Annotated in this window: 27 protein-coding genes and 1 tRNA gene; 12 read left to right on the forward strand and 16 right to left on the reverse strand. The window is 71.8% G+C overall.

Annotation, left to right across the window (positions count from 1 at the left end):
- Positions 1-11 precede the first annotated feature (11 nt).
- Positions 12-1,724, forward strand: coding sequence for an ABC transporter ATP-binding protein (locus tag EV376_RS06380; protein ID WP_207228060.1), 1,713 nt, complete (start codon positions 12-14; stop codon positions 1,722-1,724).
- Positions 1,721-3,478: an ABC transporter ATP-binding protein gene (locus EV376_RS06385; protein WP_130321208.1), complete on the forward strand. Its 1,758-nt coding sequence runs from the start codon at positions 1,721-1,723 to the stop codon at positions 3,476-3,478. Before EV376_RS06380 ends, EV376_RS06385 begins: the two co-directional genes overlap by 4 nt.
- On the opposite strand, the gene EV376_RS06390 is transcribed toward EV376_RS06385, so the two are convergent.
- On the reverse strand, positions 3,475-5,361 hold the full coding sequence (locus EV376_RS06390; protein ID WP_165437960.1) for a cell wall-binding repeat-containing protein: 1,887 nt from the start codon (positions 5,359-5,361) through the stop codon (positions 3,475-3,477). The two genes, EV376_RS06385 and EV376_RS06390, sit on opposite strands and share 4 nt — an antisense overlap.
- Before the next feature lie 246 nt (positions 5,362-5,607).
- On the opposite strand from EV376_RS06390, the gene EV376_RS06395 reads away from it, so the two are divergent.
- The 4 genes from EV376_RS06395 (at position 5,608) to EV376_RS06410 (ending at position 11,047) form a co-directional block, all read left to right on the forward strand.
- Complete coding sequence (locus EV376_RS06395; protein ID WP_130321210.1) at positions 5,608-6,114, forward strand: SigE family RNA polymerase sigma factor; 507 nt, start codon at positions 5,608-5,610, stop codon at positions 6,112-6,114.
- Positions 6,115-6,127: 13 nt separating this feature from the next.
- Entirely contained in the window at positions 6,128-7,429 is a 1,302-nt protein-coding gene (locus tag EV376_RS06400; protein WP_130321211.1) for a hypothetical protein, read from the forward strand.
- A 1,261-nt stretch (positions 7,430-8,690) separates the two neighbouring features.
- Positions 8,691-9,257, forward strand: a complete 567-nt coding sequence (locus EV376_RS06405; RefSeq protein WP_165437961.1) for a recombinase family protein — start codon at positions 8,691-8,693, stop codon at positions 9,255-9,257.
- Positions 9,258-9,484: 227 nt separating this feature from the next.
- Complete coding sequence (locus EV376_RS06410) at positions 9,485-11,047, forward strand: recombinase family protein (protein ID WP_165437962.1); 1,563 nt, start codon at positions 9,485-9,487, stop codon at positions 11,045-11,047.
- On the opposite strand, the gene EV376_RS06415 is transcribed toward EV376_RS06410, so the two are convergent.
- The 3 genes from EV376_RS06415 to EV376_RS06425 all read right to left on the reverse strand — a co-directional run bounded on the left by EV376_RS06415 (position 11,019) and on the right by EV376_RS06425 (position 12,148).
- Positions 11,019-11,093 (reverse strand) — tRNA-Lys (locus EV376_RS06415). The two genes, EV376_RS06410 and EV376_RS06415, sit on opposite strands and share 29 nt — an antisense overlap.
- 70 nt (positions 11,094-11,163) lie before the next feature.
- Positions 11,164-11,355, reverse strand: coding sequence for a DUF397 domain-containing protein (locus EV376_RS06420; protein WP_130328542.1), 192 nt, complete (start codon positions 11,353-11,355; stop codon positions 11,164-11,166).
- Complete coding sequence (locus EV376_RS06425; RefSeq protein WP_130321214.1) at positions 11,342-12,148, reverse strand: Scr1 family TA system antitoxin-like transcriptional regulator; 807 nt, start codon at positions 12,146-12,148, stop codon at positions 11,342-11,344. Before EV376_RS06425 ends, EV376_RS06420 begins: the two co-directional genes overlap by 14 nt.
- 151 nt (positions 12,149-12,299) lie before the next feature.
- On the opposite strand from EV376_RS06425, the gene EV376_RS06430 reads away from it, so the two are divergent.
- From EV376_RS06430 to EV376_RS06455, 5 genes are all read left to right on the forward strand, one after another.
- Complete coding sequence (locus EV376_RS06430) at positions 12,300-12,527, forward strand: hypothetical protein (RefSeq protein WP_130321215.1); 228 nt, start codon at positions 12,300-12,302, stop codon at positions 12,525-12,527.
- A complete protein-coding gene (locus EV376_RS06435) occupies positions 12,524-12,757 on the forward strand; it encodes a flavin reductase (RefSeq protein ID WP_486482534.1) in 234 nt (77 codons plus the stop codon). Before EV376_RS06430 ends, EV376_RS06435 begins: the two co-directional genes overlap by 4 nt.
- Positions 12,758-13,056: 299 nt before the next feature.
- Complete coding sequence (locus EV376_RS06445; protein ID WP_130321217.1) at positions 13,057-13,533, forward strand: anthrone oxygenase family protein; 477 nt, start codon at positions 13,057-13,059, stop codon at positions 13,531-13,533.
- A 58-nt stretch (positions 13,534-13,591) separates the two neighbouring features.
- Complete coding sequence (locus EV376_RS06450; protein ID WP_130321218.1) at positions 13,592-13,897, forward strand: hypothetical protein; 306 nt, start codon at positions 13,592-13,594, stop codon at positions 13,895-13,897.
- Positions 13,898-13,940: 43 nt separating this feature from the next.
- On the forward strand, positions 13,941-15,002 hold the full coding sequence (locus EV376_RS06455; protein WP_130321219.1) for an NAD-dependent epimerase/dehydratase family protein: 1,062 nt from the start codon (positions 13,941-13,943) through the stop codon (positions 15,000-15,002).
- 11 nt (positions 15,003-15,013) lie between these two features.
- On the opposite strand, the gene EV376_RS06460 is transcribed toward EV376_RS06455, so the two are convergent.
- The 11 genes from EV376_RS06460 to EV376_RS06510 form a co-directional block, all read right to left on the reverse strand.
- Positions 15,014-16,198, reverse strand: coding sequence for a hypothetical protein (locus tag EV376_RS06460; RefSeq protein ID WP_486482535.1), 1,185 nt, complete (start codon positions 16,196-16,198; stop codon positions 15,014-15,016).
- 187 nt (positions 16,199-16,385) lie between these two features.
- A complete protein-coding gene (locus EV376_RS06465; protein WP_486482536.1) occupies positions 16,386-16,835 on the reverse strand; it encodes a ZIP family metal transporter in 450 nt (149 codons plus the stop codon).
- Positions 16,836-16,924: 89 nt separating this feature from the next.
- Entirely contained in the window at positions 16,925-18,115 is a 1,191-nt protein-coding gene (locus tag EV376_RS06470; protein ID WP_130321220.1) for a GNAT family N-acetyltransferase, read from the reverse strand.
- A 46-nt stretch (positions 18,116-18,161) separates the two neighbouring features.
- Complete coding sequence (locus tag EV376_RS06475) at positions 18,162-18,854, reverse strand: hypothetical protein (protein ID WP_130321221.1); 693 nt, start codon at positions 18,852-18,854, stop codon at positions 18,162-18,164.
- Complete coding sequence (locus tag EV376_RS06480) at positions 18,851-19,663, reverse strand: ABC transporter ATP-binding protein (RefSeq protein WP_130321222.1); 813 nt, start codon at positions 19,661-19,663, stop codon at positions 18,851-18,853. The genes EV376_RS06475 and EV376_RS06480 overlap by 4 nt, the downstream gene beginning before the upstream one ends.
- Positions 19,660-19,998 carry a PadR family transcriptional regulator gene (locus tag EV376_RS06485; protein ID WP_130321223.1) on the reverse strand — a complete coding sequence of 113 codons (339 nt, stop codon included), beginning with the start codon at positions 19,996-19,998 and terminating at the stop codon, positions 19,660-19,662. The genes EV376_RS06480 and EV376_RS06485 overlap by 4 nt, the downstream gene beginning before the upstream one ends.
- Positions 19,999-20,048: 50 nt before the next feature.
- Positions 20,049-20,768: a protein phosphatase 2C domain-containing protein gene (locus EV376_RS06490; RefSeq protein ID WP_130321224.1), complete on the reverse strand. Its 720-nt coding sequence runs from the start codon at positions 20,766-20,768 to the stop codon at positions 20,049-20,051.
- A 79-nt stretch (positions 20,769-20,847) separates the two neighbouring features.
- Entirely contained in the window at positions 20,848-21,204 is a 357-nt protein-coding gene (locus EV376_RS06495) for a hypothetical protein (RefSeq protein ID WP_130321225.1), read from the reverse strand.
- A gap of 29 nt (positions 21,205-21,233) precedes the next feature.
- Entirely contained in the window at positions 21,234-21,479 is a 246-nt protein-coding gene (locus EV376_RS06500) for a hypothetical protein (protein ID WP_130321226.1), read from the reverse strand.
- An 82-nt stretch (positions 21,480-21,561) separates the two neighbouring features.
- On the reverse strand, positions 21,562-22,035 hold the full coding sequence (mscL, locus tag EV376_RS06505; protein ID WP_130321227.1) for a large conductance mechanosensitive channel protein MscL: 474 nt from the start codon (positions 22,033-22,035) through the stop codon (positions 21,562-21,564).
- 39 nt (positions 22,036-22,074) lie between these two features.
- Positions 22,075-22,758 carry an FCD domain-containing protein gene (locus EV376_RS06510; RefSeq protein WP_130321228.1) on the reverse strand — a complete coding sequence of 228 codons (684 nt, stop codon included), beginning with the start codon at positions 22,756-22,758 and terminating at the stop codon, positions 22,075-22,077.
- A 404-nt stretch (positions 22,759-23,162) separates the two neighbouring features.
- On the opposite strand from EV376_RS06510, the gene EV376_RS06520 reads away from it, so the two are divergent.
- Positions 23,163-24,362, forward strand: a complete 1,200-nt coding sequence (locus EV376_RS06520) for an MFS transporter (RefSeq protein WP_486482872.1) — start codon at positions 23,163-23,165, stop codon at positions 24,360-24,362.
- Between the two features lie 6 nt (positions 24,363-24,368).
- On the opposite strand, the gene EV376_RS06525 is transcribed toward EV376_RS06520, so the two are convergent.
- The gene (locus EV376_RS06525) at positions 24,369-24,725 is read right to left on the reverse strand and encodes an anti-sigma factor antagonist (protein WP_130321229.1); all 357 of its coding nucleotides are present in this window, start codon (positions 24,723-24,725) and stop codon (positions 24,369-24,371) included.
- Positions 24,726-24,878: the final 153 nt, after the last annotated feature.

Raw genomic sequence — 24,878 nt, forward strand, 5'->3', positions numbered from 1 at the left:
GTTTCGCAGCCGTGGTGCTGCTGCAGGTCATCGGCGCCATCGCGGGGCTGGCGCCGCTGTTCGCGGTGATCGAGCTGGGTCGCGCGCTGCTGTCGCCCGGTCCGGTCGACCGAGGCCACGTCTGGGCCGCCGTGATCCTGGGCGCGGCCGGCCTGTTCGTACGGCTGGTGTTCACCGGCGCGTCGTCGGGGCTCGGCCACGTCCTAGACGGCAGGGTGCAGCTTTCGCTGCGTCGGGAACTGGCCCGCAGCCTCGGGCGGGCACCCCTCGGCTGGCTCTCCCGCCGCCGCAGCGGCGAGCTGGCGAAGGTGGTCGGCGAGGACGTCAGCGCGATACACCCGTTCATCGCCCATGCTCCCGGCGAGCTGGTCTCCGCCTTCGTCGTACCGGTGGTGTCGCTGGTCTACCTGTTGACCGTCGATTGGCGGCTCACACTGATCACCCTGGTCCCCGTGGTGCTGGCCGTCGCGCACGTCCCGCTGCTGATGACCTCGGCCCGTACCCGGGAGCAGAAGGACTTCGACGCGGCGATGGGCCGGATCGCCAGCTCCGTCGTCGAGTTCGTGCAGGGCATCGCCGTGGTCAAGGCGTTCGGCGGTGCCGAGCGCGCCCACCGCAGGTTCCGCGCCGCCGCCGACGATTTCGTCGACATCTTCACCCGGTGGGTGCGCGGCGTCTCCGCGGTCGCCGCCGGCATGCAACTGGCGCTGTCGCCGCCCTTCGTACTGCTGGTGGTGTTGCTGGGCGGCACGGTGCGGATCACCTCCGGTGGCATGGCCCCGGCCGACCTGCTGCCCTTCCTGCTGCTCGGGTTGGGTCTGACCGCCCCGATCGCGGCCCTCGGCCACGGCTTCGACGACATGCAGGCCGCCGGCCGGGCGGTCGGTCGGATCCGCGAAGTCCTCGGGGTGGGGCCGCTGCCGGAGCCCGCGCAGCCGATCACGCCGCAGGACAACCGGGTGGAATTGCGTGCCGTCCGGTTCGGCTACGACGGCGGCCCGGAGGTGCTGCGCGGGATCGACCTGGTGCTCGAACCGGGCACGTTCACCGCGCTCGTCGGGCCGTCCGGCAGCGGCAAGTCCACCCTGGTGCAACTGCTGCCGCGGTTCTTCGACCCCACCGGTGGGTCGGTGCGGCTCGGCGGTGTCGACCTGCGCGACATCGACGGTAGGGAGCTCTACCGCAGGGTCTCCTTCGTCCTCCAGGACGTTCGCCTGCTGCGGGCGTCCGTCGCGGACAACATCGCGCTGGCGGTTCCGCAGGCGACCCCGGACACGGTGATCCGCGCTGCCCAACTGGCGCACATCCACGACCGCGTCCTCGCCCTGCCCCGCGGCTACGAGACCGTGATCGGCGAGGACGTCAAGCTCTCTGGCGGGGAAGCGCAGCGCATCGCGATCGCGCGTGCCCTGGCGGCCGACACGCCCGTCCTGGTGCTCGACGAGGCGACCGCCTTCGCCGACCCGCAGACCGACCGCGCGGTGCGGCAGACCCTCGCGGCGCTCCGCGACCGAACCGTCCTGGTCATCGCTCACCGCCTGGAGACCATCGTCGACGCCGACCTCGTCGTGATGATCGAGGACGGGAGGGTCGTCGAGCAGGGCACGCCGGCTGCCCTGCTGGCCCGCGACGGAAAGCTCGCCGCCTTCTGGCGAACCCAGCGGTCGGCGCTGGCCGACAGCGAACCCAACGGTGACGTGCCGCAAGGAGACCCTTCCCGATGATCAGGACGCTGCTGCGCGTGCTCGGCGACGAGTACGCCAAACCGATGAGTCGCACGGTCGCCCTGATGACGGCGACCGCGGTGCTGGAGGGGCTGCTCTACGGGCTGCTGGTGCCGGTGCTGCGGGAACTGTTCGGGAACACACCATCGGACGCCTGGCCGTGGCTGATCGCGTTCGCGGCGTCCGTAGCGGTATACGCGGTGCTCCGTTACACCAGTGACCTGTCCGGTATGCGCGTCGGGACCACCATGCTGCGGGGGATGTACCACCGCCTCGGCGAGCACCTGGCGCGGTTGCCCATCGGCTGGTACAACGCTGCCCGGGTCGGTGAGGTGTCCGTCATGGCCAGCCGCGGTCTGCTCGCGGCGATGGGTGTGTCGGCACACCTGCTCGGGCCGTTCATCTCCGCCTGCGTGACGCCACTGACGATCGTGGCCGTGCTGACGGTCTTCAACTGGCAGTTGGGGCTGGCCGCACTGGTCGCGGCGCCGCTCGTGGCGGTCACCCAGGTCTGGACCGCCCGGTCGATGGCCGCCAACGACGCCGAGAACGCGGCTCGCAGCAACGAGGCCAGCGCCCGGGTCATCGAGTACCTGCAGGCCCAGCCGGTGCTGCGGGCGGGCGGCCGCACCGGTGAGCGGTTCGCCCTGCTCGACGACGCGCTGCAGGGTGTCGAGCGGGCCGCCCGCCGCCAGACGATGTCGGTGCTGCCGAGCGTGGTGGGTTTGACGCTCACCGTGCAGGCCGCCTTCACCGCGGTACTGGTCCTGGGGGCCTACCTCGCTCTCGGGGGCGACATCGGGGCCGCGGAGGTCCTGGCCGCCCTGGTGCTCGCCGCCCGCGGCGCCGACCCGCTGCTGTCGCTGTCCGACATCGGCGGCAAGCTGCGCGGCGCCCGCGCCGAACTGGACCGGCTCGACGCGGTGCTGCGCACCGAGCCACTGCCCGAGCCGGTCGAGCCCGTCCGGCCGCAGCGGTTCGACCTGGAGTTCGACGCGGTGACCTTCCGCCACGGCGACCGCATGGTGTTCGACGACGTGTCGCTGTCGATACCGCAGGGGCAGCGGGTGGCCGTCGTCGGCCCGTCCGGTGCGGGCAAGAGCACCCTGCTGCAGTTGCTCGCCCGCTTCTATGACGTGGCGGGGGGTGCTGTGCGGGTGGGTGGCGTCGACGTGCGGCACATCGATCCCGGGTCGCTGATGGCACAGATCGCCATCGTCTTCCAGGACGTCTACCTCTTCGACGGCACGATCGAGGAGAACGTCCGGCTCGGTCGCCCCGAGGCGAGCGAGGCCGAGGTGCGGGCGGCGGCGACCGCCGCGCGGCTGGACGAGGTCGTCGAGCGGTTGCCCGGCGGGTGGTCCGCGAACGTCGGAGAGGCCGGTGCGTCGCTCTCCGGCGGTGAGCGCCAGCGGGTCTCGATCGCGCGGGCACTGCTGAAGGACGCGCCGATCGTGCTGCTCGACGAGGTGACCTCGGCGCTGGATCCGGTGAACGAGGCCGCCGTCCACGAGGGCATCGAGCGCCTGATGGCGGGCCGGACGGTGGTGCTGGTCGCGCATCGGATGCGGACCGTCCGGCGCGCGGACCGCGTCGTCTTCATCGACGAGGGCAGGATCATCGAGGACGGCAGCCACGAGGAACTGCTGCGCCACGGTGGCCGCTACGCCGACTTCTGGGCCGCGTCGGACGCCGGGCTGGGCAGGCTCAGCCCATCCACCCGGTCGTCATTCGAGGCGTCAAGCGTTGGCTAACGGCCGAGGCCCGTGGGGTTGCTCAGCGAGGTGGCCCCGAGTGGACCGCCGAGCCACGTCCCGACCTGCGCCTGCTGCGGTGAGCTCACCACCGCGGGCGAACCGAAGACCAGGCCGGTGTGCACCGACCCGCTCGACTCCTTCAGCTGCGAGGCGGCGTCGGCTCCGAGGTTGGCGCCGGCGCCCGGGGTGAGCAACAACGGGCCACCGAGCACGCCCATCAGCGCCCCGCCGGTGAGCGCGTCCGGCCAGTTGGTCCCGGTGGCGAAGCCCGTGTACGGCTGGCCCTCGAAGAGTTCCTGGGCGACCGCGTACGCCGTCCCGTACCGGTCCTGGCCGGAATACCCACGGACGTACGGGCCGATCGGGTCGTACGAGTAGGCCGCCTCCACCCCCTGCTTGCCGATGCCGTACAGCATTCGCTGCTCGCGCGGCTGCCCGTCGAGGTACGCCTTCGTCACCGGCGGAATCACCTCGTCCCTGGTGAGCAGCACCACGGCGGACCGGTAGTTGGTGTGGCCGGCGTTGGTGGCCCCGGCCGCGGCGCCCGCGGCCAGGGCGTCCGGGAAGTTCATCCCGGTCACCAGCATCACCTGTTCCGGAGCCGGGTCGACCGCCTTCGCGATCTCCACCGACGTCGCGAAGCGATCCGCGCCGGCGAGCCGCCGCACGTGGTAGCCCATCGCCCGGACCTGATCCTCGACCGCCTTCGACAGCGCCCCGGTGCTGCCCAACAGGTAGACCGTGCTGTGCCCGGGAAGCAGGACCCGCTGCAGCTCCGCCTTCGTCGTCGCGTCCAACCGATCCGGAGGCGTCAACAGCAGCGGGCCGCCCTTCGCCGCCGCCAGGGCCGAACCGCCCAGCGCGTCGGCGTAGGTGTCCGAGCGGGTCAGGACCGCCGCGAGGGCCGAGCTGTCAGCCCACCGCGCCCGGGAGACCGCGACCGCCGTCTGGAACCGGTCCGCACCGGACAGCCGGGCGACCCGCTCCTTCCGCTGCGGCTGGTACGCGGGCACGCCGTCCAGACCCGGAACCGCCACCGGCTCCGCCGAACCGTCCGCCGGCGCGGTGTGGACCGGGCGGGCGGCCGTCGACGTGACCCGGCTGAACGCCAACCAGGTGCCGGCCGGCGACCAGGCCGGGTCGTCGTACTGGACGCCGGCGGGGGTGATGGTCACCTCGTTCTGACCGGCCAGGTCGGACACCACGATCCGGCCGGCCCGGACGAACGCCGCCCGGGAACCGTCCGGCGAGATGGCCGGATTCGATCCGTTGTCGTCGACCAGGCGCCAGCGCTCGAAGTGCTCCTTCGAACCGTCGTACAGCATGACGGCCGGCTGGCCGGCCGGCTGACCGGCACCGTCGTCCGCCTGGCGCTGGCAGACGAGCAACTGGTCGGGCCCGCCATCCGGAGCCAGGTAGTGCTTCCCGTCGTTGGGCGAGAGCCGCCCGTGGCCGAAGAGCCCACCGACCCGATCGGATACGACCCCCCACGGGGCACCGGCCGAAGCCTTCTCCGACCAGGCGACGGCGCTGCCGTCGGCCCACCAGGTCAGGCCGCTGCGGCGGATGCCGGCGTCCGGCGGCGAGTTCAGCGGGTAGCGGACGGCGCCGTCGTCGAACCGGATCCGTTTGATGCCCGACTCGCGGTCGAAGTAGGCAGCCTGGCTGCCGTCCGGAGACCACGCGGCAGCGGTGATGGTGTCCGGCGAGCTGAGGGACGTCCGCGCCGGGTCACCGTGGAACCTGATCGCGTTTCCGCCGTTGCTGCTGGTCAGCACGCTGCCCGAGCCGGGGAAGCTGGCCGTGGCGGGCGAGGCGGCGGCCACCAGGGCGGTCGCGGCGAGGGCGAGGGCCGACGCGACAGCGACCGGCCTCCGCATGGGGGATCGAGGCAACGTACGCACTCCTTGGGGGAAGCGCGCCACACCGTGCGTCGACCGATCCGACGCGGGCAGCGCGCACCGGGCACTATATCGCCGTCGACCGACGTCGTGGTGTCCGCTGATCATCGAGCCAACCTTGGGTTGCTTACGACCGTTACCACACCGTTCGGCAGCAGATGTCGGACTGCAACCCGCTCCTGGTCCATCGCCGTCACCGGTACAGGGAGTCGAGGAGGAGCCGGCATGCGCAGCGAGGACGAGACCGAGTACGTCGAGTACGTGACCGCCCGGCTGCCCGCCCTGCACCGCACCGCGTACTTCCTCTGCGGCGACGGCCACCGTGCCGACGACATCGTCCAGAGCACGCTCACCGCGCTCTACCGGCACTGGCGTCGGGCCCGGCGGGCCGACAGCATCGACGCGTACGTGCGCCAGATGCTGGTCCGCACCTACCTGGACGAGCAGCGGGGACGCTGGTCGAAGGTGCTGCTGATGTCCCGGACACCCGAACGCCCCGCGCACCCGGACGACGGCGTCGAGGAGCGCGACATGGTCAGCGGCCTGCTCGCCCAGCTGCCGTACGCGCAGCGAGCCGTGCTGGTGCTGCGCTTCGGCTGCGACCTTCCCGTCGAGGAGGTCGCCCAGGTCCTCCATTGCTCCACCGGGAACGTGAAGAGCCACACCAGCCGGGGGCTGGCGGCGCTCCGGCGTCACCTTCAGGACCTGCCGACCACCGCCACCAACCGTTGAGCGAGGAGATGAAATGTCCTGGGACGACGAGGAGCGGACGGCGCGGATTCTCTCGACGGTGCTGCGCGACCAACCGGTGCCCGCACCGCGGTCGGACGTCGCGCGGGCCGTGCGGGCGGGCCGGCGGTCGGAGCGGCGCCGGCAGCGGATCTCCGCCGGGTTGGCCGCTGTCGCGGTCGCGGTCGCGGCTGGCACGTCGGCGGTGGTGTTCGCGGGCGACGACCGGGTCCGGCCCGAGCCAGCCGCGGTCGAGCCCGTCATCAGGGAGATCCCGCCGGTGCGGGTCGTGCCCGTGACGGTCGCCAAGGAGGCGGCCAACTGCCGCATCACGCCCCTGCCCACCCCGGCCGGCACGGGTTTCGCACGCGTCGAGACGTCGAGCCCGAACGGCCGCTACGTCCTTGGCAACGCCGAGCGGATGCCGGCGAAACCGGCCGACCGGACGGTGCTCGTGCTGTGGGACGGAGAGGTGCCGACGGTCTTTGAGACACCGGGTACGGGTGTGCATCGAGCACGGCGTGTCGAGGTGAATTCGGCCGGCGTGGTGGTGGGGACGGACCATCCGGTGAACGATCCGTCGAAGCCCGTGACGGCCTGGGTCTACCGGGACGGCCAGGCCCACGAGCTACCCGCGCCGACCGGATACGCGCAGGTGACCGCGGAAGGTGTGAACGATCGCGGCGACGTGGTGGGGGTCGCCTACCGGGATGCTGCCCGCAACGTCGGCGACCGTGTTGTGGTGGTCTGGCCGGACAACGGGAAGGGCGAGCCGCGCGTGCTGCCTGGCTCCGACAACGTCAATGTGATCGGCGTGGCCGACAACGTCAATGTGATCGGCGTGGCCGGCGACGGCACCGTGGTCGGCCAGCGGGATGACGGGTTGCAGCTGTGGCACCCGGACGGCGGACGGGAGATCCTGCCCATGCCGGCAGGCTGGAATGCCCTACGAGCGATGCAGGTACGCGGCGAGTGGGTCGCCGGCTTCATCGAGAATCCCGGAAAGCAGGAGGGCACGCCGCCGGCCCGGTGGAACATCCGCACCGGTCAGTTGACCGTCTACACCGGCCTGGACGTCCAGAGCCACTTCACTGTCTGGACCAACTCCGAGGGACGCCTGCTGGTCGGCACGCCGCGGTACTCGTCGGTCCTGCTCGGCGAGGACGGCACCGCGGCACCGTTGCCGCTGCCCGATGACGTGCACGAGAAGCGCCGGCACGAGGTCTACACCGCGTCGATCAGCGCAGGCGGGATGGTGGCCGGTGGGGTGCCCCCGACGGACCGCCAGAACCGGGCGGCGACCTGGCACTGCCGATGAACCCGTCGCGCCGGCCGCCACGGCGTGCTCGCCAGCGCGGAGTCGGCTAAGGTCCACGCCCGCAAGCTCGTCACCGTCACCCTGGACGAGCACGCCGTCACCGTCTACGACGCCGATGCCCCGATCAAGACCCGCCCTTGACCCCGGAGCCTTTGCGACCCCTCGGGCCGGATATTGCCGGCAGAGCCAGAGGCCTGCCCGGAGTGCGCGCGCCGCATCCCCACCACAACCTCGTCGCACTGCTGCCGGGGTGGCGTCAAGAGAAGCTTGACGATCAAGTGCACCCTTTCGCCTGACGCATGCTTTGGCCGAGTGTGATGAGCTGCGCGGATGATACGCGCGCAAGTGTTTCGGTGGGTGACGCCAGGGAGAGCCGAATGGTTGCTGCTTCTGGTGGCCGGGCTTATTGGATGGCTGGCTTGGAAAGCAGGAGCGCCGAAATGGGCCGGCCTGGTCGTGGCACTTGCTCTTGCTCTCCTGGTGAGATCGGCGCGGCAACGCGGATTCATCAGCCGGGCGCTCATGCGGTGGGTCGACCACCAGGCCGAAGCCGACGACACGTGAGACGACCGGCACCAACACCGACGGACGTCCATGGACATCGGGGACCGGTAACCTCGGCAAGATCATCGGGCACAAGGCGGGCACAAGTGACGCCGACAAGAGCTGTCAACCGCTGTAAGGCAGTGGCAGAACTCGCCGAGGTCAGGCGGCCGATCCGCCCGATTGGAGTTGATCAGCACAGCGCCGAAGGGGTTTGTTCAGGGTTTGAGTCCCTGGCGGCCTCCCGTTCCCGGTAGGCCTTCCCATACACCCACGTCGTCGTCGTATCACGACGAGCGGATGGCCCGCAGAGCGCGCGCTCTGCGGGCCATCCGCTTTCGCCTATCTAAGGAGGTCAACGATGTACACCACTTTCACCCGCATGCCGAGCCCCGTTTCGCGACCGGCCGCCTATGGCTGACGGACCGTCGACACCACGCAGGAAAGCAGCGGACGGCCGCAGACGGCCGATAGTCGTCCGTCCACCTCGCACAGCGCCGCTCAGCGACGATGACCGCCAGCAGGCAGTGACAGCGCTCGCCGCGATGATCGCCGACTGGTGGACGCAGCACCATGGCACCGAAAAGACAGGCTGAACCGCAGCAGAGGGCGGTGACCGCGCAGGCGGTCACCGCCCTCTTGCGTACGTGCCACCTCGCGGCTTGACAGTCCACACGGATGGACCGATGGTCGCCATCCGCAACCCCACCTTGTGATCTTGAAAGGCGTCATCGTGACCCCGACATCCCACCGGCATCGCACATCATCGGCGACATCACCCGCACTGCGGAGGGTCGCGCTGTACGTCCGCAACGAGCACTACCCGTCGTCGGTCGACAAGCAGCAGCAGATTCTCCGCGCCCACCTTCAGCAGCACTATCCCGACTGGTCGGTGGTGGCTGTCTACCAGGACACCCCCACCTCCGGACGCAAGCCCCCGCTACGGCGACCGGGGCTGCGCGACGCCCCCACAGCCGCATCATCCGGCACGTACGACGTGTTCCCCACGGATGAGACGAGGCGGACCGGTCGTCGCCTCGAACACGTCGCGGAGGTCGCCGAGCAGCTCGATGCGTCCTGCGCCGTCCTGATGACCGCTGACGGCATGCTCGGCACCTCCGGACCGCTCACGGGACTGATCATGAAGATCGTCGGCGCGATCTCCTCCTACGAGCGCGAGCAGGCCGCCGTCGAACGGACAGCCAACCGACTCGGACACGACGGCCGCCGGCAGCGCGGACGATCGAAGCGGACACCAGGCAGAGGCACATCCCGCAGGCGCTGACAAGCCTGCGGAAGCCAAGAAGGCCGGTCCGACGCGAACGCGTCGGACCGGCCTTCTTGCGTTTGCCCAGCTCAGCGCAGCTAGCGCGGCTTGACGCGCCGCACGGATGGACCGACGGTCGACGGTCCACCAACCCCTCAAATGATCATGAAAGGCATTGGTCTATGGCTAAGAAAACCCGTACCCCTCGCCGCATACGGCAAATCGAAGAAGCAACGACCCGCCGGGTGGCCATCTACATCCGCCGCTCCACAGACGAGGACAACCAGCCGTACAGCCTCGAAGCCCAGGAATCCAAACTGCGAGCCTTCGTGGAATCCCAACCGGGAGACTGGCAAATCGTCAAGGTCTACTCCGACGACGCGTCCGGCGCCACCACCGAACGCGAGGATCTCCAGAAGATGTTGCGAGCAGCCCGCGCGGGACTGTTCGACACCCTGCTCGTCTACCGAGTGGACCGGTTCTCGCGCCGACTGCGCGACCTCGTGTCGCTGCTCGACGAACTCGCCGACGCCGGCGTGAGCTTCCGTTCAGCCACCGAGCCGTTCGACACCTCCACCCCGGTGGGCCGCATGCTCGTCCAGATGCTCGGCGTGTTCGCCGAGTTCGAGCGCGAGGTCATCATCGACCGCGTCATCGCGGGCATGGAACGCAAGGCCGCCAAGGGCCTGTGGAACGGTGGCACCACACCCATCGGCTACACCGTGGACGCCAAGACCCACAACTACGTCATCGTCGAGACCGAGGCCGCGATCGTCCGGCGGATCTTCGACCTCTACACCAAGGACCGCCTCGGAACCCGCGCCATCGCCAGCGTGCTCAACGACCGCGGCCTACGCACCAAACGCGGCAAGCCCTGGTCCCAGCGGTCCGTCGAGACGGTCATCACCAACCGCCAGTACATCGGCGAGAAGAGCTTCCGCGACATCACCGTCACCGACGCCCACCCGCCGATCATCAAAGCGGGCCAGTTCAAGTACGCCCAACACATCCTCACCAAGCGCAGCGAGGAAATCGGGCAGCGGGCAGCGAACGCCTCCGAATACACCCTCACCGGGAAAATCCCCTGCCCCCAGTGCGGCAGCAAGTACATCGGCACCGTCGCCCACGGGCGCAACAACCGATACCGCTACTACATGTGCTGGAGCCGCAACCGCTACGGCGCGAAGCAAGGATGCGACATCCACCGCTTCAACGCGGACGAGTTGGAAAAGGCCATCGGCCAAGCCCTACTCGACTTCTACACCACCCGCCACGACCTCATCGACCGGGCAATCACCGAGTTCCTGACGGCCCACGCCCAAGCCACCAGCACACACCACGAGGAACTTGCCTCCATCAACCGCCAACTACGGGAAAACGCCACCGCCGTCGACCGCTACCTCACCGCCTTCGAACGGGGCAACCTCGACGACGAAGACCCCGAGATCCAAGCCCGGCTGACGAACCTGCGGAAGCAATCCAAGCAACTGCGGGCCGACAAAGCCCGCCTCGAATTCGACCTTGATCAGCCACCCATCGGGCCATCCGCCGAGGACCTAGCGACGATCAGGAGCCAGATCGCGGAGATCATCACCACCGGCGGACACAAAGCGAAGAAGGCCCTCTTCGAGGCCCTGATCGAGGAAATCGAGATCCTGGCCGACGACAGTGTCGTCCCCCGCTTCCGGATCCCGACCGCCACAAACAATCAAGGGCCAGCCCTCGAGCTAGCCCTTGATCAACAATCCACCGACGGTACGGTTCGCGTACCGCCACATCTGGTGGGCCGCCAGGGACTCGAACCCTGAACCTATGGATTAAAAGTCCACAGCTCTGCCATTGAGCTAGCGGCCCGCCGGATCAGGTTACCGGACAGTCGGCCGCAACCGCCTACGGCAGCCGGGACGGCGGCTGTTTCCGCAGATCAAGGCCGGTTTGTCAGGGCGGTGACAAAGGTACGCCAAGCGGCGGGCGGAAAGGTCAGCGCCGGCCCGTCCGGGTCCTTCGAATCGCGTACGGCGACCATCCCGGGCAGGTTGTCCGCTACCTCGACACAGTTCCCACCGCTGGAACCGCTGCGGCTGGACTTACGCCACGTTGCGCTACTGAGGTCCATGATCACTTTGCACTTCCTTCATCAGATCGATGGACTGCTGGCGCGGTAGCGCCTCGTTGCGCACACCTTCCCACTTCGCCAGCAGACTCGCCACATCATCCTTGCTGTCCACCACGAGTCCGCCCAGCTGATTTTCCAGGTGCCCGACCCACCCGCCGTCTGCCGACCTGGCCAGCGCGAAGGGACCGGACAGGCCGATATGGACTCCGGTCGCAGCGGGAATCACGTGGACGTGAACGTGTGGCAGCTCCGCCAACGTGATGAGGTGCGCGACCTGCTCGGCCATGATGCCGCTGAAGCCGTCGCCGGTCCGCCGTAGTGCGGCCTCGTCGAGGACGGCGACAAGCTGTGGCGGCGTCGCGCAGGTGAGGATCTTCTGCCGCTCCATGCGGGCATGCACCTGCCGGTCAACTTCGGTGGCCGACATCAGGTCGTTCAATCGCATGATCACGCGGGCGTAGTTTTCGGTCTGGAGCAGTCCCGGGATCAGCAGGGGTTCGAACAGTCGGAGCTGGGTGGCGGCGCGTTCCGCGTCGAGCCAGGGGAGGAACCAGGACGGGGCACCGAGCTGGGCGGCGAGCCGCTCGAACAGACCGCCCGTCTTGAGGGCCCGGTCGGCGCCCTTGATGAAGTCCATGGTGAGGGCACGGCTGCCGCCCTCCACGGCGCTGACGTGGGAGGCGCTGAACCCGGCCCCTCGACCGAAGGACTCCTGCGTCATGCCGGCCGCGCCCCGGGCTCGCCGGATCTCCGCCACGATGAAGTCCGCGAGCGGACCCGGTACGTCAGCCACTCGACGCCTCCCAGATCAAAGATCGACTACCCAGGTCACCACAGGTCGGGCACCCGTCGAGCCAGCGCGGCCCGACCGCCCGGAGTGCCTTCCGAGCGTAGTCGCCACCACAGCAGAGTGTCACCAGCCTGCTTTGTGGAGGGAGACGCTGATGGAGGTCGGGGACGTGATCCGGGTGCCGGAGGACGGTTACCGGTTCGGCGCCGGGGTCCTGACGATGCACGTCGTCGAGGTGGCCAACCGCCGGCCGGTCGACGGGGTGGTCTGGGCCGATCTGCGCGGCCACGAGCTGCATCCGGACGGGACGGTACGGGCCCGCCCGCGGCACGTCTGCGTACGCCTCGACCGGGTCACCGTCATCCGGAGCGCCTCGCGGTGACCCACGTGCGCGCCCACCTGCCGTCCCGGCCGACCTGGCGGTGCGCCGCCTGCGGCATCGCGTGGCCGTGTTCGCCGGCCAAGCTGCGGCTGCTCGCCGAGTACCGCGCCGATCGGACGGCTCTCCTGGTCTACCTCGGCACCCTGCAGGCCGAGGCGGCCGAGCACCTCGACAGGTGCGACTCGCCCGATCTGACCGACCGCTTCACCGCCTGGGCCCGCTCGCGTTGACCGCTCGATGGAGATCTTGGCCGGCCTCGGCCCTCGGAAGCCACCCTCCTTCCCAAGATCCCGATGGCGGAGATCTCGATGGCAGAGGATGGACGGGAGGGCGCTGCGGGGTGCTGCGGCGTGCCGCCGGGTGATGCGGGGTGATGCGGGAGGGCGCTGCGGGGTGATGACGTGAACGGGGCAGCTCCAAAGGGGGCCGTGGCATACTCAGCCGCCAGCCGCCAGCCGCCAGCCGCCAGCCGCCAGCCGCCAGCCGCCAGCCGCCAGCCGCCAGCCGCCAGCCGCCAGGGAGGTCACCCATGTCCATCCGTCTCGCCGCGCTCGCGGCCGCGACGTTCACCAGCGGGCTGATGGCCGGGCTGTTCTTCGCGTACGCCTGCTCGGTCATGCCCGGTCTGGCCGCGACCGACGCGCGGACCCTGGTCGGGACGATGCAGTCGATCAACCGGAAGATCCTCAACGGCTGGTTCCTGGTCGCGTTCCTCGGGGCTCCCGCGCTCACCGCCCTGGCCGTCGCGCTGCACCTCGGCGACGGCCCGGTGCTGGCCTGGAGCATCGTGGCGCTGGTGGCGCACCTGGTGATGTTCGGGGTCACCGTGCGGGGCAACGTCCCGCTGAACAACCAGCTCGACGCGGCCGGCCCGGTGGACGGGATCGGCGACCTGGCGGCGGTGCGGGACCGCTTCGAGCGGCCCTGGGTGCGTTGGAACCTGGTCCGCACGGTCGCCTCGGTCGTCGCCTTCGCCGCGCTGATCGGCGCCCTGCTCGCCGCCTGAGCCGGCCGCGATCACCGCCGTCAGGCATGGGTGGCGGCACGCGGGGAACCGTGCCGGTATGCGGAGGACCAGCACCGCGGCGGTGGCGGCGTCGGGGGAGGAGACCGGCCCGGACGGGGTACGGGAGCCGGCCGGCGAGGTGCACGCCTGGGAACCGGGACAGAACCAGACCGTGTGCGGGGTGCCGCTCAGCCGGGCCGGGCTGCGCCGGTTCCCGCATGTCCGGTTCGACTACACCGGCACCGACGTGCTCACCGAGGCGGACGCGGTCGGCTGGATCTGCCCCCGCTGCCTGGCCGCCACCACCGGGCGGCGGCAGCGGGACCAGAAGCACGCCTGGGTCCGCCACGCGCCGCGCCCCTGAAGCGGGAACGGTTGGGCGACCGAAGACCGGGTACGGGGCGGACATGCGGATCGTGGTGGTGGGAGCGAGCGGCAACGCCGGCACGGCACTGTTGCGCCGGCTGCGCCGGGAACGCGGACTGGACCTCGCCGGGGTGGCCCGCCGGCCACCCGGCCCGGCCGCCGGTGAACCGTACGACCAGGTGGAGTGGCACTCCTGCGACATCGGGGCGCCGGGGGCGGGCGACCAGCTCGTCGAGGTGTTCGCGGGTGCCGCGGCGGTGGTGCACCTGGCCTGGCAGATCCAGCCCAGTCACGACCCGCGGGTGCTGCGCCGCACCAACGTCGGCGGCAGCCAGACGGTGATCGACGCGGTGGTCCGGGCGGGCGTGCCGGCCCTGGTGTACGCGTCGTCGGTCGGCACCTACGCGCCCGGCCCCAAGGACCACCCGGTCAGCGAGCGCTGGCCGGCGACCGGGGTGCCCGGCTCCTCGTACAGCCGGGACAAGGCAGAGGTCGAGACGCTGCTCGACCGGGTGGAGCGGGAGCATCCCGAGTTGCGGGTGGTACGCCTGCGACCAGGGCTGATCTTCCAGCGGGCGGCGGCCACCGAGATCGCCCGGTACTTCGTCGGCCCGTTCGTGCCGCTGCGCCTGCTCAAGTACGGCCGGCTGCCGCTGGTGCCGACGAACCGGCGGCTGCGGATGCAGGCGGTGCACGCCGAGGACGTGGCCGACGCGTACGCCCGGGCGGTGCTGGGCGACGCGCGCGGCCCGTTCAACGTCGCGGCCGACCCGGTGCTCACCCCGGAGCTGGTGGCCCGGCACTTCCACGGCTGGACCGTTCCGGTGGCCGGCCCGGTGCTGCGCGCCGCCGCCGCGGTGACCTGGTACGCCCGGCTGCAACCCATCGACGCCGGCTGGGTGCGGCTGGCCCTGAACGCGCCGCTGATGTCCAGTGAGCGCGCCGAGACCGAGCTGGGCTGGACACCCCGGCACGACGCCGTGAGCACCCTGAAGGAGCTCTTCGCCGGCATGGCCGAGCGCGCCCACACGCGGACCCCACCGATGGCCCGGGCCCGGAACGCCCCCCGCAACCCCGTCCCCGGCCACGGCAACCCCTACTGACCGGGGCCGGGTCAGCTCAGGCGGGAGCCGGTGACCGTCGGGGGGCGGGCGCCCAGGAAGAAGATGCCGGGGAAACCGCGGGTCTCGAAGCCCCGGCTCGGGTTGCGGCGCAGCGTCGAGTTCTCGATCCGCAGGGTGCCGGTGCGGTTGTTGCTGACGAAGAAGATCGCACCACCGCCCTCGTTCGCGTCGTTGCCCTCGATGACCGTGCCGGCGATCCGGACGGTGAACTCGTTGCCGTCGCAGTAGATCGCCCCGCCGCTGCCCCCGCCCGGCGTGCCGGACCGGGCCGGGTTGGCGCCCCGGCCGATCGCCTCGTTGTCGCGCAGCACGCTGTTGAGCACCACCCACGAGACGCCGATGCTGCTCAACGCGCCGCCGTTGGCGCAGGAGCCGCCGGTGAAGGTGCTGCTCACCACGTACACCGGCTTGTTCTCGTACTGGCTGAGCACCCGCACCGCCGCGCCACCCAGGTCCGGCCCGGTCCGGTCGCACCGGTTGCGCACGAACCGCGAGTTGACGATCTTGAACCGGCCGCCGCGGACGAAGATGGCGCCGCCACCGCCGCCCTCGGCCTCGTCCCCGGTGGAGTTGCCGTCGGCGAAGGTCAGGTTCTGCACGGTGAGCTGCGGGTGATCCTGGTTCTGGCAGTGCGAGGTGGTCCAGCCCTGCGCCGGGTCGCAGGTGTTCATGTAGAGGATCCGCCGCTTCCCCTGGCCGCTCAGCGTGACCTTGCCGCCGCCGTCCAGGACCACCTTCGGCCCGTTGGCGTTGCGGACCTTGGCCGTGGCGGTCATGGCGATGGTCACCGGGTCCGGCCCGCAGTCGAAGGTGATGATCCCGCCGGCCGCGACCGCCTTCACGACCGCCGCCGACGTGCAGCTCGCCGCTGTGCCGGTGCCGATCGTGCGGGTCGGCTTCGACGTGTCCACCGCCCGTGCCTCGGCCGGCACGGCGGCGCGACCGGCCGGGTTACCGGCCGCCGCCGGCCGCGCCGAGGGGCGCGGGCCGGGGTAGCGGACGCCCAGGCCGCTCCGGGCCGCCGGCTGGCCCACGGCGGACGGGGACGCGGCGGACGGTGGCGTGGCGGTTTCGGCGGCCGGAGCCGGCGTCGCCGGCTCGGCGGAACCGCAGGCGGGCAGCATCGCGGCGGCGACCGCCAACGCGGTCAGGAAAGCGGCGGACTTCAGGCGCACCCCGTGATGTTAGGAGCCGGCGGGCCGGGCGCCGAAAACGTTAAGGAGGGCCTAAGGATCGGGCGCGCGAACGGGCGACCGGATCAGGCGTGCGAGAGGGCGAACGCGGTCAGGAAACCGGCGACCGTGACCAGCCCGACCAGCAGATGAGCGTTCTCGACCGCCTCGGGGACCATCGTGTCGGTGATCATCGCCAGGATCGCGCCCCCGGCCAGCGCGGTGATCGCCGACAGGACCGCCGGCGGCGACTCGCCCCGATCACCACCGACTCCGGTACGCCGTCCAGCAGCGCGCCGACCGCGATCGCGTTGCCCGAGCCGGGCTGCTGGGCCTCGGACGGCTGGACCCCGGAGCGCTTCCGGTACCGGGCGCCCCGGCGGGCCAGGTACACGTTCGCGACCGTGTAGGCCAGCGCGCCGGCGCCGGCGCCGAGGGCGGTCGGCAGCAGGCCGGCCCGCCCGTGCGCCTTGGCGACCAGCTCGAACGCGACCGCGGACAGCAGCGCGCCCGCGCCGAACGCCATGATCGACGCGATCACCCGCTGCGGCAGCCGGGCGAACCAGCCGGCCGCCGCGCCCAGCAGCAGGGCCGACCCGGCCAGCAGCCCCCAGCTCCCCGCCTGAACCCACACCGGCATCGGCAGCACCGTACCCCGGTCGGGCGCGGCACGAGGCGACCCGGCGGTACCCGCCGATCGGTTCACCCGGGCCGCCGGCCGGCCGGGGGTCAGAAGTCCGCGAAGAGGTACGGCAGCCGGCGCGGGAACAGGCGGCGCAGCTCCGCCGCGGCGTCGGCGGGCACGTCGCCCAGCCCGCGCAGGTGCACCTCGACCGGGTCCAGCACCCCGTACGCCAGCCCGGACAGGCCCGCCGCGGTCAGGGTGGCGGACGGGACGATGCCGGCCTCGCCGGGAACCAGCTCCAGCGCGCCGGTCGCGCCGTCGAGCAGGTACGACCCGGCCAGCCAACGGTCCCCGGTCAGCTCCACCCGGACCCGGCCCGCACCGGCCGGCAGCCCGGCGAGCGCGTCCATCGTGAGCAGCCGGGCCATCGGCGCGCAGGAGGCCGGGCGGGTCACCCGTGCCTCGACGTGCACCTCCAGGTCGGTGAGCCACAGCTCGGGCACCTCGTCGGCGGGTACGTCGAACCGGACGGTCGCTACCTGGTCGATGTGCCGGGCGAAGAACTGCAGCAGCAGCGCCCTCGCGTACGGGTCGGTGGCGAGCAGGTCGTCGGCGGCGAGCGTGCCGCCGTGGTCCTCGATCCGGTAGGTCACCGCGCCGGTCACCGCCCCACCGACCGACGCCGTCACCAGCCACCGCTCGTCCCGGTCCCGCAGCCCGACGTCCCGGAAGCCGGGGAAGATCGCGAAGCCGTGGCGCTCCCGCAGGCACCGCTCGGTGAACTCGCGCCAGGTCGGATAGCCGGTGCCGATCCGCTCCCACCGCACCTCGCCGGGCAGCTCGGCCCGGACCAGTGGCGCCAGGTCGGCCACCGGCAGCGTGACGGTACGCGGCATCGGCAGCCCCACGTAGCCGAAGCGCTCGTAGAACGACGGGCGGAACGGCCAGAGCGCGGTGAGCTGCTGCCCCTCGTCGCGCAGCTCGTCGAGGAGCCGGTGCAGCAGGGCGCGGATGTGCCCCTGCCGGCGGGCCAGCGGGTGGGTGACCACCCCGGCGACGCCGGCCATCGGCAGCACCCGGCCGCGCAGGTTCTGCCGCATCGGTACGGCCGAGACCGCCGCCCGCGTCTCGCCCGCCTCCTCGACGACCAGCGTCCGGTTGCCCTCGTTGTAGGGCAGGTACTCGCGGAACTCCTCGGCCCGCGCGGCGCTGCGGGGGGAGGCCTCGAAGGCGTACGCCTGGAGGGGGAAGCTACTGGTCAGGCGTTCGTCGGAGCGCACCCGCCGGATGGTCATCCGTCCATCCCATCCCGGGCCGGCGTCGCCCGCAACCGGGTTGCCGTCAACCGGTCGGCAGGTGCCGCAGGTGCCGCCGACGGCGCAGCCGGACGCTGGACACCGCGGCCACGGTCAGGACCAGCAGGGCGGTGACGACCACCCCGTGCAGGAGGCCCCGGCTCAGGTAGCCGCCGTCGGTGTGGTCCACGGCCCAGGTGGCGATCTCCCGGCTCGACCAGAACGGGGTGAGCTTCGCGCCACTGCCCGCCGGGTCGATCAGCATCTGCACCGCCACCACGGTGAGCAGCAGCAGGGTGCCCTCCAGCTCGCGGGGGAGCAGGGCGCCGATCAGCATCCCGAACGGCGCGGCCACCGCGACGCAGCACAGCATCGCCGCCGCCACACCGCCGTGCCGCAGCTCGGGCGCGTCGACCACGGTGAGCACGAAGAACGGTACGGAGATGGCCAGTCCCGCCGCCCACAGGCCGAGCATCCGGCCGAGGTAGAGGTGGTGCGGTTCGTAGCCGGCGAGCCGCAGCCGGGGCTCCAGCTCCCGGGCGGCGCTGGTGGCGAAGAGGGCGGCGGTGCTGACCGCCCAGCCGATGCCGAGCAGCAGCGACCGGACCGACTGGCCGACGTACGAGTCCCGCCGGATCAGCCAGAACGCCAGCGGCATCAGCAGCAGCAGGAGCAGGACGCCGCGGCGGCGCAGCAGCTCCCGGGCGGTCATCTCGGCCACGGTGACGAGCCGGTTCACGGGCGCCCTCCCGGTTGGGTCAGGTCGAGCACGAGGTCGACCCGGTCGAGGTGGTTGAGCAGGTGGGTCACCACGACGATCGCCTTGCCCTCGTCGCGCAGCCGGGCGAGCTGATCCCAGAAGTTCACGTACGTGCCCCGGTCGAAGCCCTGGTACGGCTCGTCGAGCAGCAGCACGTCGGGCTCGCTGAGCGTGGACATCGTGAGGTTCAGCTTCTGCCGGGTGCCGCCGGACAGGTGCCGGGTGAGCACGTCGCCGTCGGCCTCCCAACCCAGCTGGCGGGCGGCTGCCCGGCCGGCCCGGCGGGCCGGACCCCGGGACATGCCGCGGCCGGCGCCCACCAGCACGAAGTGCTCGTCCGGCAGGAGGAAGTCGGCGGTGCCGCCCTGCTGTGGGCAGTAGCCGAGCCGGCCGGACACGGTCACCTGGCCGGCGTCCGGGGAGACCAGCCCGGCGCAGACGCGCAGGAAGGTGCTCTTGCCGCACCCGTTCGCCCCGACCACGGCCGCGATCTGTCCGGCCCGGACGGTCAGCGTCGCGTCGTGTAGGACCGTGCGCCGCCCGTACCGCTTGGCGATGCCCTCGGCGTGCAGCCGCACCGGCCCGGGACGCGGGCGCGGCGCGGGCCCGAGGCTCTCCAGGATGGCCGCCGCGTACTCGCGGGGTGGCCCGAAGACCAGCCACGGGTCGCCGCCGCCCTCGCGCAGGTGCGTGGCGGCCTCGACGACCACGTGCCGGGCGGCGTCGGCCGCGACCCGGCGCTGGTGCAGCTCGGCCGCGAAGGACCGCAGCCACTCGTCGGCGTTCACCCGTCGACCCCCTTCGAGACGATCGCGTTCACCGGGGCGACGAACGCGAGCCAGGCGTTGCCGCCCTGGCGCAGTGCCGACCGGCCGTTCTCGGTGAGCCGGTAGTACTTGCGGGCCGGCCCGGAGGCGCCTTCCCGCCACTGCGCGGTGACCAGGCCGGTGCGTTGCAGCCGCAGGAGCACCGGGTAGAGGGTCCCGCCCTGGATCGGCCCGACGCCGGCGGTGTCGAGCGTCTGGGCGAGCTGGTAGCCGTACGACTCGCCCTCCCGCAGCGCGGCGAGCACGCAGAGGTCGAGTACGCCGCGCAGCCACTGCCCGCGTCGGTCGGAATCCACCCGGCGAACCCTAGCGGTGCCACCTAGATGGCACAACTACCTAGTGGAGGTCAGGCCGCCGTGACGTCGGAGACCACCACCGTGACGTTGTCCGGCGCGCCGGCCTGGTGGGCGAGCTTGACCAGCTGCTCCCCGCAGAGCTGGCGGTCGGCGTACCCGGCCAGCGCGGTGATGATCGCCGCGTGCTCCACATAGTCGGACAGGCCGTCGCTGCACAGCAGCAGCCGGTCGCCGGGCAGCACGGCGAGCGTCCCGATCGCGGGCGGGGTGTCCGTGCCCTGCACCGCGCGGGTCACCAGGGACCGCTGGGGGTGGTGGCGGGCCTGCTCGGGGGAGATGGCGCCCTGGTCGACCAGCGCCTGCACGAACGTGTCGTCCCGGGTGAGCTGGGTCAGCTCCCCGTCCCGGAGCAGGTAACAGCGGGAGTCACCGACCTGGGCCAGCACCAGCGTGTCGCCGGCGAGCAACGCGGCGGTCAGCGTCGTACCCATGCCCTCGCGGGCGGGATCGACGGTGATGGCGGCGTGGATGCGCTGGTTCGCGGTGCTCACGACGGCGCGCAGCGCGTCGGCGGCCCCGTCGGGGGTGGTCGGGGGGGTCAGCTCGTCCAGGATGCGGATGACGATCTCGCTCGCCACCTCCCCCGCGGGCAGGCCACCCATCCCGTCGGCGACGGCTACGAGGCGCTCGCCGGCCAGCGCGGAGTCCTCGTTGTTGGTCCGGACCAGGCCGATGTCGTTGAGGATGGCCGAGCGGAGGATCAGCGTCATGGGATCAAGCTTGCCAAGAACACCCTCCGTTCGTCTCTACGCACTCGTGGGTGGATCGCGAATGTCGCCGCCCGATCCCTCACTCCTCGGCCGGTAGCTGCGCCAACGGGACGTCCAGGCGGACCGCGTCGGTGACGGTCGCGATCTGGTCGGCGAGCACGTACACCGCGCCGGTGCGGACCTGGTCCGTGGAGACCTTCAGATAACCCGCGTGCCGCAGCCGGGCCGCCAGATCGGCCGGCACGTCCGGCTCCTCGACCGCGGTCGCCTCGATCAGCTCGTCCAGGCTGCTGCCCGGGTCGGCGGTCGGCGCCTGCACGGTCACCGCGTTCGGGTCGCCACGCTGGACCAGGTCCACGGTGCCGATCTCGGTGCCGGCGGCGTCGACCACCGGCATCCCGGTGGTGATCCGGGAGAGGACCTGCTGTTCGTTCATGCAGGCGCGGTTCCCGAACGGTCCTCGCGCTAAACGCGGCCCCAGCCGCCCGGCGGGCGGGGCGACAGCTCGCGCCACGTGTCGGTGCCCTGGAGCAGCGCCCGGACCGTCTCCTCGGCCTCCTCGGCGCTGTCGTACTCGTAGAACCTGGAGACGCCCTCCGACCCGCCGGCACGCTGCTCGACGTACCACCGGTCGGCGTCGACCCGGAGGAAGACATCCCGCCGGGCCAGGCGGCCCCATTTCCCGTTCCACCAGTGCTTTCGCTGCTCCATGGCGGGGACTCTATCGAACAGACGTACGAAAATGTGCGGCCCCCGCGGGATTCCCGCGAGGGCCGTCGTGCGTCTGCGGCGTTCAGTACCGGGTGGGCGGTTCCTCCCGCCGGCCGAGCGCGTCGTCGAGGGCGCCGCGTTGCTGGACGGGGGTGGTGCGGCCGGCCGCGACGAGGGCGTCCCGGATCTCGGTGAGCAGCTTGATCTCCTCGCTCGGCGCGGCCGGCGGCGGCTCCTCGCCACGCTGCCGCCGCTCGGCGAGCCGGTTCATCGGGTAGACCACCAGGAAGTACAGCGCCGCCGCGGTGAGCAGGAAGGTGATCGCCGCGTTGACGAAGGCGATCCAGTCGAAGGCGACGCCCCGGAATTCGGGCGCGGTGCCGGCCAGGCCCTCGTCGCTGCCGGTGATCAGCAGCACGAAGACCCGGATCAGTGGTTCCAGGAACGACTTGGTGAGCTGGGTGACCACGCCGGTGAACGCGGCACCGATCACGATGCCGACCGCCAGGTCGACGACGTTGCCGCGCATGATGAAGTCTTTGAAGCCCTTGAGCATCCGTACTCCCGAGGTGTCCGGTCTTCCGTCCGGCACAACCTATGCCCGGGAGGGCGGTTCCAGAAAAGCGCCCGCCTCGACCGCCGCCCGCTCCGGGTCGCCGGCCCGGATCGCGGCCACCAGCCGGGCGTGGTCGACGTAGCGCCCCGGCTCCAGCGCATCGCCCATCGACTGGGTCAGCGTGCTGCGCATCGCGGCGCCGATCGACGCGTGCAACTCGGCGAGCATGCCGTTGTGCGCGGCCGCGACGACCGCGCTGTGCAGCGCGGCGTCGGCCTCCACGAACTCGTCGACCCGGCCCCCGTGCCAGGCCGCCTCGCGGGCGGCGAGCGCACCGTCGAGCGCCGCCAGGTCGTCGGGGGTACGCCGGAGCGCGGCCAGCCGGGCGGCCTCCACCTCAAGGGCGCGCCGCACCTCGACCACCTCGGCCATCCGTTCGTCGGTGAGCCGACGGGCCACCACCGGGGCCAGCTCGTCGGTCGACACCACGTACGTCCCCGAGCCCTGCCGGCACTCCAGCACCCCGGCGTGCACCAGGGCGCGGACCGCCTCGCGGACCGTGTTGCGCCCCACGCCGAGGGCCGCCACGAGCTGCGGCTCGGTCGGGATCCGGCCGCCGACCGGCCACTCGCCGCCGAGGATCCGCTTCCGGAGCTGGGTGATCGTCTCGTGCACCCGCCGGCCGCGCGGTGGCACGGCGACGGAATCAACGACGCGTGTCACCGGTTACAACCCCTGCCGGAAATTCATCCCATGATTGTAGGTTCGACCGCATGACCCCGCCACCACGGCCCACCGCCACCGCCGGGCCCCCCACCCCCACCCCCACTCCTGCCCCCACCCCCACCTCCACTCCCGTTCCCGCCTCCACCTCCGCCCCCACTCCCGCCCCCGCCTCCACTCCCGCCTCCGGCGGGAGGCAGCAACTTCGGGGAAAGTGCGCTCACCCGAGCGCCGGAGGCAGCACTTTCCCCGAAGGTGCGACCACGGGCGGGGGCGCGGTCGCGGGCGGTGCGGTCGTGGGTGGCGGGGGCGCGGTCGCGGGCGGTGCGGTCACGGGCGGTGCGGGCGCGGGTGGCGGGGGCGCGGGCGGCGGTGCGGGCGCGGGTGGCGGGGGTGCGGCGGGCCTGGGGGTGGGGAGCGCGGTGCGCGGGGGTGCGCTCGTGCTGGTCGCGATGCTGCTGGTCGCGGTGAACCTGCGGGCCGCCGTCACCAGCCTCGGCGCGCTGCTCGACGAGGTGCGGACCGGGCTCGGGCTCTCCGGCGCCATGGCCGGCCTGGTCACCACGCTGCCGACCATCGCGTTCGCGGGGCTCGGCGCGCTCACCCCGTGGCTGGTCCGCCGGGTCGCCGCGGCCCGGGTGCTGGTGTTCGCCATGATCGCTCTCGCCGCCGGGCAGGTGCTCCGGGCGGTCACCGGCTCGGCGCTGGTCTTCGTGCTCACCAGCGCGCTGGCGCTGGCCGGCATCGCGGTGGCGAACATCCTCCTGCCGATGCTGGTGAAACAGCACTTCCCGCACCGCACCGGGCTGGTCACCGGGGCGTACACGATGGCCCTGACCCTGGGCACGACGGTGGCCGCCGCCTCGGCGGTCCCGATCGCGCACGCCTTCGGCTCCTGGCGCGCCGGGCTCGGCGTCTGGGCCGGCCTGGCCGCGATCGCCGTACTCCCGTGGGTGCCGCTGGCCCTGCGGGCCCGCGCGGCCGCCCGCCGGTCGACCACGACGGTCGCCGCGGCCCGCGTCCGGGTACGCCCGGCGCGCACCCGGCTCGGCTGGGCGATGGCGGTGTACTTCGGCGCGCAGTCGCTGAGCGGGTACGCGATCATGGGCTGGCTGGCGCAGCTGTTCCGGGACGCCGGTTACCGCCCGGAGACGGCGGGGCTGCTGCTCGCCGGGGTGACCGCGCTGGGCGTGCCGATCGCGCTGCTGATGCCGACGCTGGCCGGGCGGCTGCGGACGCTGCGGCCGCTCGTACTGTCGTTGACCGCCGCGTCGACGCTGTCCTACCTGGGGTTGGCGGTGTCACCGCACGGCGGCGCGCTGCTCTGGGTCACCCTGCTGGCCGTCGGGCAGGGCGCGTTCCCGCTGATCCTCACGACCATCGGGCTGCGGGCGCGCACCGCCGAGGGGACGGTGGCGCTGTCGGCGTTCGCGCAGAGCACCGGCTACGTCATCGCGGCGCTCGGGCCGCTGCTGGTCGGCGTGCTCTACGAGGCCACCGGAGGCTGGACCGCGCCGATCGGGTTCCTGTTGGCGGCGCTCGCCGTGCAGACCGGCGCGGGTCTGGTCATCGCCCGGCCCCGGTACGTCGAGGACGAGGCGTGAGCCCGGTCAGGAGGAGGCCGGAGTGGGATCGCCCGCGACGGCCTGCTCGACGGTCGGGTACGTGTGCAGCACCTCGACGAGGCCGCTGACCTCGAGGATGCGCAGCACACCCCGCTGCGGGGCGGCCAGCCGCACGACACCGCCGGCCTCGTCGCAGCTGTTCTTCGCGCGGACGAAGACGGACAGCCCGGTGGAGTCGCAGAACGACACGTCCGCCAGGTCGAAGACCAGCCGGCAGCGGCCCTTGTCCAGCAGGTCGGTGATCTGGTCCTGCAACTGCGGTGCGGTCGCCATGTCCAGCTCGCCCGCGACCGACACGACGACGACATCGCCGCGCTGTTCCGTGTGCACCGTCAAGGACATTCGCCAGACCTCCTGTTATCGGAGAAACGGTATCCCACGAACGGGGCGGAACGCAGATCGGGCGGTGATGTCCGTGTCCGTCGTCATCCTTTGCATCGTGGCAAGTAGTTGACGGATGTGCGGTGATAGAGTCCGCCCGGTCCGGGTCGAGGG

The organism is Micromonospora sp. CNZ295, assembly GCF_004217535.1.

What these genes read in the sequence shown, in the direction of transcription:
- EV376_RS06385 (WP_130321208.1), top strand. Translation starts at nt 1,721, where the DNA reads ATGATCAGGACGCTGCTGCGCGTGCTCGGCGACGAGTACGCCAAACCG.
- EV376_RS06390 (WP_165437960.1), bottom strand. Translation starts at nt 5,361, where the DNA reads ATGCGGAGGCCGGTCGCTGTCGCGTCGGCCCTCGCCCTCGCCGCGACC.
- EV376_RS06395 (WP_130321210.1), top strand. Translation starts at nt 5,608, where the DNA reads ATGCGCAGCGAGGACGAGACCGAGTACGTCGAGTACGTGACCGCCCGG.
- EV376_RS06400 (WP_130321211.1), top strand. Translation starts at nt 6,128, where the DNA reads ATGTCCTGGGACGACGAGGAGCGGACGGCGCGGATTCTCTCGACGGTG.
- EV376_RS06420 (WP_130328542.1), bottom strand. Translation starts at nt 11,355, where the DNA reads ATGGACCTCAGTAGCGCAACGTGGCGTAAGTCCAGCCGCAGCGGTTCC.
- EV376_RS06430 (WP_130321215.1), top strand. Translation starts at nt 12,300, where the DNA reads ATGGAGGTCGGGGACGTGATCCGGGTGCCGGAGGACGGTTACCGGTTC.
- EV376_RS06445 (WP_130321217.1), top strand. Translation starts at nt 13,057, where the DNA reads ATGTCCATCCGTCTCGCCGCGCTCGCGGCCGCGACGTTCACCAGCGGG.
- EV376_RS06450 (WP_130321218.1), top strand. Translation starts at nt 13,592, where the DNA reads ATGCGGAGGACCAGCACCGCGGCGGTGGCGGCGTCGGGGGAGGAGACC.
- EV376_RS06455 (WP_130321219.1), top strand. Translation starts at nt 13,941, where the DNA reads ATGCGGATCGTGGTGGTGGGAGCGAGCGGCAACGCCGGCACGGCACTG.
- EV376_RS06465 (WP_486482536.1), bottom strand. Translation starts at nt 16,835, where the DNA reads ATGCCGGTGTGGGTTCAGGCGGGGAGCTGGGGGCTGCTGGCCGGGTCG.
- EV376_RS06470 (WP_130321220.1), bottom strand. Translation starts at nt 18,115, where the DNA reads ATGACCATCCGGCGGGTGCGCTCCGACGAACGCCTGACCAGTAGCTTC.
- EV376_RS06490 (WP_130321224.1), bottom strand. Translation starts at nt 20,768, where the DNA reads ATGACGCTGATCCTCCGCTCGGCCATCCTCAACGACATCGGCCTGGTC.
- EV376_RS06495 (WP_130321225.1), bottom strand. Translation starts at nt 21,204, where the DNA reads ATGAACGAACAGCAGGTCCTCTCCCGGATCACCACCGGGATGCCGGTG.
- EV376_RS06500 (WP_130321226.1), bottom strand. Translation starts at nt 21,479, where the DNA reads ATGGAGCAGCGAAAGCACTGGTGGAACGGGAAATGGGGCCGCCTGGCC.
- mscL (WP_130321227.1), bottom strand. Translation starts at nt 22,035, where the DNA reads ATGCTCAAGGGCTTCAAAGACTTCATCATGCGCGGCAACGTCGTCGAC.
- EV376_RS06525 (WP_130321229.1), bottom strand. Translation starts at nt 24,725, where the DNA reads ATGTCCTTGACGGTGCACACGGAACAGCGCGGCGATGTCGTCGTCGTG.